Origin of the sequence: Bradyrhizobium sp. Rc2d (genome assembly GCF_900099855.1) — a bacterium.
Lineage (GTDB): Bacteria > Pseudomonadota > Alphaproteobacteria > Rhizobiales > Xanthobacteraceae > Bradyrhizobium.
This window is the reverse complement of record NZ_FNCU01000097.1, coordinates 1-7844: the sequence shown is the minus strand read 5'-3', so window position 1 is coordinate 7844 and position 7844 is coordinate 1. Positions and strand designations below refer to the sequence as shown.

Below are 7844 nucleotides of genomic sequence, written 5' to 3'. Positions count from 1 at the left end.
ACGTAGGGCTTCACATAAGCCGGTGGCATCAACCGCACCTCGTGGCCATACCGGCCGATCACGCGCGCCCAATGATGAGCGCTGCCGCAAGCCTCCATGCCCACCAGGCACGGCGGCAACTGTGCGAAAAACTTCTCGACCGAGGCTCGCTTGAGCTGGCGCCTCACCACCACAGCTCCCGACGCGTCAATCCCGTGGACTTGAAAAACGTTCTTCGCCAGATCAACCCCAATCGTGCTAATCTTCGTCATGGACGGCTCCCTTTGTCTGGTTCGATTCAACATCACCAGTCTGGCACACCGATGCCGTTCGGGGGCCGTCCATCCCATCATTGCGAGCGGAGCGAAGCAATCCAGAGTCTTCCCGCGGAGGGATTCTGGATTGCTTCGCGGAGCCTGTCATCGGGCCGCGCTCCGCGGGGACCCGGTGGCTCGCAATGACGAAGTTTGTTGGTCCGTCATTGCCCGCCATCTGCCCGTCAAGGGCGGCGCGAAGCTGCTTATAGGAAGAAACGGCTCCGCCCGTCAGTGGCGCGGCGACAGACCCGCGATGACGAAATCGATCATCTGGTCGATGGTCGGGCCCGGCTTGGTGGCGCACTGGGCGATCATCTGGGGGTGGAAGAAGCGTATCATCGCGGTGCAGGCGCAGAGCGAGGCGAGCTGCAGGTCGGGCGCCTCGAACTCGCCGGAGGCAACGCCTTGCGCGATCATCTGGCCGATCACGCCCGCAATGCACTCCATGTGGGCGACGCAGACGTCCCAGTCCTCCTCCATCGCGATCGCGACCATCTCGTGCAGCTTGTTGTCACCGACATAGCGCTCGGTGTTCATTCGATGGATGGTGGTGAGCAGCTCGCGGAAGCGCGGAAGTACCGGACCGGGGCCCGCCACGATCCGCTGCGCCTCCAGCTCGACCTCGCCCATCAAGCCCCGCGCCACCGCCTGATGGATCGCCTTCTTCGATTCGAAGAAGCGATAGACATTGGCGGGGCTCATCCGGAGCTCCTTGGCGATGTCCCCGACCGTGGTCTTCTGATAGCCGATTTGGCGGAACAGCCGCTCGGCCACCTCAAGGATACGATCCCGGGTGTCGCCTTCGATATGTTCCGCAACCAGTGTCATCTGTCAGGACTCGTCATTCAGCACTACTTCTCACTTATTCAGCCGCTTCAGCAAGCGGAATTGCGTGCTGGTCATCGCTCCCATGCTGCGGCGCGGCAGGCTGCTCGGGGGTGCCCGCCTCGTCCAGGCTCTTCCTGAACCAGAGCGCATAGAGGCCCGGCAGGTACAAGAGTGTCAGGAAGGTCGCGACGAACAGGCCGCCCATGATGGTGATCGCCATCGGGCCCCAGAAGGCCGAGCGCGACAGCGGGATCATGGCGAGGATCGCGGCCAGCGCCGTCAGCACCACCGGACGGGCGCGGCGGACGGTCGCCTCCACGATCGCCTCGCGCCGGGTCAGACCGTGCGAGACGTCGGTCTCGATCTGGTCGACCAGGATGACGGTGTTGCGCATGATCATGCCGGCAAGCGCGATCAGGCCGAGCAGCGCCACGAAGCCGAACGGGGCATTGGCGACGTTGAGCCCGAGCGAGGCACCGACGATGCCGAGCGGCGCGGTCAGGAACACCAGGATCAGGCGCGAGAAGCTCTGCAGCTGGATCATGAGCAGCGTCAGCATCACCATGACCATCACCGGGAAGAGGATGAAAATCGAGGCGTTACCCTTGGCGGATTCCTCGAACGCGCCGCCCGGCTCGATCCGGTAAGCCGGCTCGAGGTGGTCCTTGATCGCCTTCAGCTTCGGCGTGATCTGGTTGGTGACGTCGGGCGCCTGCACGCCGTCGACCACGTCGGAGCGCACAGTGATCGCCATGTCGCGGTTGCGCCGCCACATGATCGGCTCCTCGTGGGCATATTCGATCTTCGCAATCTGCTGCAGCGGCACGGCCACACCGTTGCGTGAGGTGATGGTGAGATCGCCGACGCCGCCGAGGTCGAGGCGTTCGGACGGGATCGCACGTGCGACCACGCCGACCTTCTCGATGCCGTCACGTACCGTCGTGACCTGCGAACCCGAGATCAGCATCGCCAGCGCCTGCGAGACGTCCTGCGGGGTCAGGCCCATCGCACGAGCACGGTCCTGGTCGACGACGAGCTTCAGGTAAGGCGACTGCTCGTTCCAGTCGAGCTGGACGTCTTTGACGCTCTTGTTCTGGCGCATGACGTCGCGGACCTGGTAGGCGATCTCGCGCACCTTGTTGGCGTCGGGGCCGATCACGCGGAACTGGACGGGGAAGCCGACCGGGGGGCCGAAATTGAAGCGGTCGACGCGGACGCGCGCCTCCGTCAGCACGCCCTCGGCAGCGGCGTTCTCGATCTTGGCCTTGATCCGCTCGCGCGCCTCGACACCCTTGGCGACGATGACGATCTCGGCAAAGGCCTCGTTCGGGAGCTGCGGGTTGAGGCCGAGCCAGAAGCGCGGCGAGCCCTGGCCGACATAGGACGTATAGGTCTCGATGTCCTTGTCGTCCTTCAGCAGCGTCTCGGCCTTCTTCACAGCCTTCTCGGTCACGTTGAAGGCCGTGCCCTCGGGCAGACGCAGCTGGAGGAACAGCTCGGGCCGCTCCGACAGCGGGAAGAACTGCTGCTGGACATGGCCAAAGCCGACGATCGAGGCGACGAAGACGCCGACGGTCGCGACCACCACGGTGATGCGGTGGTTGACACACCATTGCACGATGGCACGCAGGCCGCGGTACATGCGGGTCTCGTACACCGCATGCGGATCGTGGTTGTGGTGGGCCTTCATCTCCGGCAGCAGCTTGACGCCGATATAAGGCGTGAAGATCACCGCCACGAACCAGGAGGCGACCAGCGCGATCGCCACGATCCAGAAGATGCTGCCGGCATATTCGCCGACCGCGGAATTGGCAAAGCCGATGGGGAGGAAGCCGGCGGCCGTGACCAGCGTTCCCGTGAGCATCGGAAACGCAGTTGATTCCCAGGCAAAGGACGCCGCGCGCATGCGGTCCCAGCCCTGCTCCATCTTCACCACCATCATCTCGACCGCGATGATGGCGTCGTCGACGAGCAGGCCGAGCGCGATGATCAGCGCCCCCAGCGTGATGCGGTGCAAGTCGAGCGACATCGTGTTCATGACGACGAAGACGATGCCGAGCACGAGCGGCACCGACAGCGCGACCACGATGCCGGTGCGCCAGCCGAGCGCCAGGAACGAGACGAACAGCACGATGACGAGCGCTTCCATGAAGGAGTGCACGAATTCGCCGACGGCGTGCTCGACCACCTTGGGCTGGTCGGCGATGAGCTTGATGTCGATGCCCTGCGGCACCGCCTTCATGAATTCGCTGGTCGCCTTCTCGACCTCCTTGCCGAGATCGAGGATGTTGGCGCCCTTGGCGGTGACGACGCCGATGCCGATCGCGGGCTTGCCTTCCTGGCGGACGACGAAGCTCGGCGGATCGACATAGCCATGGGTGACGGTGGCGATGTCGCCGAGACGGAAGACGCGGCCATTGCTCTCGACCGGCGTCTCGGCCACGGCCTTGGCGCCATCGAGCGCGCCGGTGACGCGCAACGGCACGCGCTGCGAGGAGGTCTCGACCGTGCCGGCCGGCGTCACGTTGTTCTGCTTGGCGAGCGAATCGAACAGCGCCTGCGGCGTGATGCCGAGGGTGGCGAGCTTGGCGTGGCTGAACTCGACGAAGATGCGTTCGTCCTGATTGCCGTAGACGTCGACCTTGGTGACGCCTGGCACCTTCAACAGGCGCTGACGAAAACCTTCCGAGACCTTCTTGAGCTGGGCATAGTCGGCGCCGTCGCCGGTCATCATGTAGAGGATGGAATCGACGTCGGAGAATTCGTCGTTGACGACAGGTCCCAGGATGCCGGACGGCAGCTGGCCCTGCACGTCGACCAGCTTCTTGCGCAGCAGGTAGAAGAGATAGGGCACGTCCTTCGGCGGGGTGTTGTCGCGGAAGGTCACCTGGAGCGCGGTGAAGGCGGGCTTGGAATAGGTCTGCACCTTCTCGAAATAAGGCAGCTCCTGGATCTTCTTCTCGATGGGATCGGCGACCTGGGTCTGCATCTCCTGCGCGGTCGCGCCCGGCCACATCACGGAGACGTTGACCACCTTCACCGTGAAGAACGGATCCTCGGCACGGCCGAGCTTCTCATAGGAGAAGAAACCGGCGACGCCGAGCACGATCATCAGGAAGAGCACCAGCGTCGGATGGCTGACGGCCCAGGCCGAAAGGTTGAAGCGCTTCATCGCACTCTCCGAAAGACGATCCAATTGCCAAAAACGACAGCCACTCTGTTCAAGGCGTCATCGCGAGGCAGCGAAGCAATCCAGGGGGCTGGGCAGGTTCTGGATCGCTTCGCCGCTTCAGCCTTCGCATTTGCGCTCGGGCCGAAACTCGCCTTGCAACGACGAACTCAAAAACGCTTAGAAAGACAGCGAGGACACGATCCGCACCCTCTGGCTCGGATCGAGCTTCTGCACGCCGAGGGCGACGATCTTGGCGCCCTCTTCCACGCCGCTGGTAATGACCACGTCATTGCTCTCGTAGGACTTCACCGTCACCGGCTTCAGCGTGATCGCGCCGTTGTCGTCGACGACGTAGAACGAGGGCTTGCCGCCTTCATTGAACAGCGCCGACAGCGGCAGCCGCGCGACGCGCTCGGTGGCCGCGTCCGACAGCGTCAGCGTCGCGGTCATGCCGAGCGCGACCTTGTCGTCGGCCTCGGGCAGCGAGAATTTTGCCAGATAGGTGCGGGTGGCCGGATCGGCCGCCGGCGCGATCTCGCGCAGCTTGGCCGTATATTTCTTGTCCGGCTCCGACCAAAGAGTAACGCTGGCGACGCCCGACTTGGCGCGTCCAACCAGCGTCTCAGGGATCGCGACGACCGCTTCCTTCTCGGCAAAGCGGGCGACACGGATCGAAGCCTGGCCCGCGGCGACCACCTGGCCGGGCTCGATCAGCGTTGCGGTGACGACGCCACGAGCGTCGGCAACAAGCGTCGCGTAGGAAAGGGAATTCTTGCTCAATTCGAGCGCGCGTTCGGCGCGGTTCAGGCGGGCGCGGGCTTCATCCGCAGCGGCACGGCTCGAGTCCATCTGCGCGTCCGTGGTCCAGCCCTTGGCTTTGAGGTCCTTGGCGCGCTGCTCGGCGGCGGCAGCCTGGGCCAGCACACCGGTCGCGGCGGTCTGCTCGGCCAGCGCCTGCTCGGCCTGCAGCTTCAAATCGACCTCGTCCAGGGTGGCGAGCGGCTGACCAACCTCTACCGTCTGGCCGACTTCGACCAGGCGCTTTGCGACCTTGCCGGCGACTCGGAAGCCGAGGTCGCTCTCGATCCGCGGGCGGATGGTGCCAACGAAGCTGCGCTCCGGCGTCTCGGCATCATAATGGGCGGCCGCAACCAGAACCGGCCGCGGCGGCTCGGCCTTCTCCGCGACGGTGTCATTGCACCCGGCCAGCGCAGCGGCCATCAGGGCCAGCGAGACACCCGCCAAGAGCCTGGAATAGCTGGACAAAACCGACCGGACGAACATCGAAGGACACTCCTGCATCTCTAATGAGAGGAATGTCAACTAATCACTGATAAAAGTCAATAATCGTCAGTCATCAGGAATCTGTGATCGTTAAGGGATGGTAAGGTCGACCTTCGATTGGCTCGGCGCCTTCTTTTGTGGTAGGGTTACATGTAACCGAAATGAGAGAGACCCCATGCCCTCTTCTTCCAGACCAAAGTCGTCACGGGTGAAGGTACGCGAGCATCGAGAGCGCCTCCGCGCGCAAGGACTTCGGCCGATCCAGATATGGGTACCCGATGTCCGCTCGCCCTCATTCAAGTCAGAAGCACATCGTCAGTCGCTGGCCGTCGCGGCGAGCCCGCACGCATCAGAGGATCAGGCCTTCGTTGATGCGATCTCCGATTGGCCTGACGAGACAGAATAATCTGTGAATAGTGAGACTGGAACACTTTCTCACCCCGCTTCAGCGCAGGCTGGCGTCCTTTGAAACCCGTCCGAGAGCGGACGGATTCCCAGCAGTGGAGCAAGCCTAGGATGGCTGTTCATCAGCGAATGGAGCGCGGCGAAATCTGGACTGTAGCCGGCGGAAAGGACTACGCGGGAAAGCCGCGTCCGGCTGTAATCGTGCAGGACGACAATTTTGACGCAACGGAATCGATCACGGTTTGCCCATTAACGACTGCCGAAACTGAGGCACCTCTCTTCCGATTGCAGATTGAGCCGAACGAACGCAACGGCCTCCGAGCACCATCACGGCTGATGGTCGACAAGATCACCACGGTGGCGAAAGCCAAGATGGGAACGCTTGTCGGGCGGCTCGACGATGAAGACGTCTTGCGCCTCAACCGCGCTATGCTGGTATTTCTGGGGCTGGCAGGCTCGCAAAGAACCGCCGAAGCGGATTAGCGAGCCGTACCGAGCCGTCATTCCGGGATAGCCCGAAGGACTACCCCGGAATGGCGAGGTTAGCGGCCCCCTCACCGCCCCTGTTCAGCAAACTCGTGCTTGCTGTCGTGGCCGCCGACGAAGACCAGGAGGCCGGCGACCAGCGGCAGGACGGCAAGGACGAGCAAACCGGTCGAGGTCTGGCCGGTGGCTTCCTTGACCCAGCCGATCAGATAGGGCCCGCCGAACCCGGCGAGATTGCCGACCGAGTTGATCAGGGCGATGGCGCCGGCCGCCGCCGTGCCGGAGAGCCAGGCGGTCGGCAGGGTCCAGAACACGCCGAAGCAGCAGAACACGCCGATCGCGGCCACCGTCAGCACCACCATCGTGAGGGTGGGATCGGTGAGATAGGAGGAGATGCCGAGCGCGACCGCGGTGAGCAGCAGCGGCGCGCCGACATGCATCACGCGCTCGCGGCTCGCATCCGAATGCCGCGCCCACAGGATCATGGCGATGGTGCCGAACAGATAGGGGATCGCGGTGACGAAGCCGGTCTGCGCGTTGGTGAGGCCGAACGCCTTGACGATCTGCGGCAGCCAGAACTGCATGCCATAGAGCGCGCCGACGAAGCCGAAATAGATCAGGCTGAGCGCGATCACCTTCGGCGACGACAGCGCTTGGCCGAGCGAGGGATGCTTCACCGCCTGCTTGGCGGCGATCTCGGAATCGAGCTTGGCCTTGAGCCAGGCTTTCTGCTCGGCCGAGAGCCAATTCGCCTTCTCCGGTCGGTCGGTGAGATAGAACCAGGTGACGAGGCCGAGCAGCACCGAAGGGATGCCCTCGATGATGAACAGCCACTGCCAACCCTTCAGCCCCATGATGCCGTCGAGCCCGAGCAGGAGGCCCGAGACCGGCGCGCCGATCACGGTCGAGACCGGCACGGCAATGGCGAAGGCCGCCAGGAAGCGGGCGCGGTATTCGGCCGGGTACCAATAGGTCAGATACAGGATGATGCCCGGGAAGAAGCCGGCCTCGGCGACGCCGAGCAGGAAGCGCAAAACGTAGAAGCTGGTGACACCGCTGACCAGCGCCATCAGCGCCGAGATGATGCCCCAGGTCACCATGATGCGGGCGATCCAGCGGCTGGCGCCGAATTTTTCCAGCGCGAGGTTGCTCGGCACCTCGAAGATGAAGTAGCCGATGAAGAAGATGCCGGCGCCCCAGGAGAAGATCAGCGGCGTGAACTTCAGCTCCGCGTTCATGGTCAGCGCGGCGAAGCCGAGATTGACGCGGTCGAGATAGGAGAAGAAGTAGGCCAGCACCAGGAACGGAATCAGGCGCCAGGAGATGGCGCGGATGGTCGAGGTCTCGATGGTGCTCTTGCTGGCGTTCCTGGC

General features: G+C 63.7%; 6 protein-coding genes and 1 pseudogene. 2 read left to right on the top strand and 5 right to left on the bottom strand.

Features of this window, described 5'->3' with window-relative positions; translation table 11 throughout:
- The 4 genes and pseudogenes from BLV07_RS45355 to BLV07_RS45340 form a co-directional block, all read right to left on the bottom strand.
- A pseudogene (locus tag BLV07_RS45355) lies at positions 1–251 on the bottom strand (IS110 family transposase); the annotation flags it as partial.
- Positions 252–524: 273 nt separating this feature from the next.
- Complete coding sequence (locus BLV07_RS45350; protein WP_091899086.1) at positions 525–1124, bottom strand: TetR/AcrR family transcriptional regulator; 600 nt, start codon at positions 1122–1124, stop codon at positions 525–527.
- A 34-nt stretch (positions 1125–1158) separates the two neighbouring features.
- Positions 1159–4296, bottom strand: a complete 3138-nt coding sequence (locus tag BLV07_RS45345) for an efflux RND transporter permease subunit (protein WP_091899085.1) — start codon at positions 4294–4296, stop codon at positions 1159–1161.
- A gap of 177 nt (positions 4297–4473) precedes the next feature.
- Positions 4474–5580: an efflux RND transporter periplasmic adaptor subunit gene (locus tag BLV07_RS45340; protein ID WP_091899084.1), complete on the bottom strand. Its 1107-nt coding sequence runs from the start codon at positions 5578–5580 to the stop codon at positions 4474–4476.
- Between the two features lie 97 nt (positions 5581–5677).
- Here BLV07_RS45340 and BLV07_RS45335 point away from each other — a divergent pair, with 97 nt between their 5' ends.
- Entirely contained in the window at positions 5678–5986 is a 309-nt protein-coding gene (locus BLV07_RS45335; RefSeq protein ID WP_349525707.1) for an antitoxin MazE family protein, read from the top strand.
- 128 nt (positions 5987–6114) lie between these two features.
- Positions 6115–6468, top strand: a complete 354-nt coding sequence (locus BLV07_RS45330) for a type II toxin-antitoxin system PemK/MazF family toxin (protein ID WP_091899088.1) — start codon at positions 6115–6117, stop codon at positions 6466–6468.
- Positions 6469–6539: 71 nt separating this feature from the next.
- On the opposite strand, the gene BLV07_RS45325 is transcribed toward BLV07_RS45330, so the two are convergent.
- On the bottom strand, positions 6540–7844 hold a 1305-nt coding region (locus BLV07_RS45325; RefSeq protein WP_143035748.1), incomplete at its 5' end, for an MFS transporter.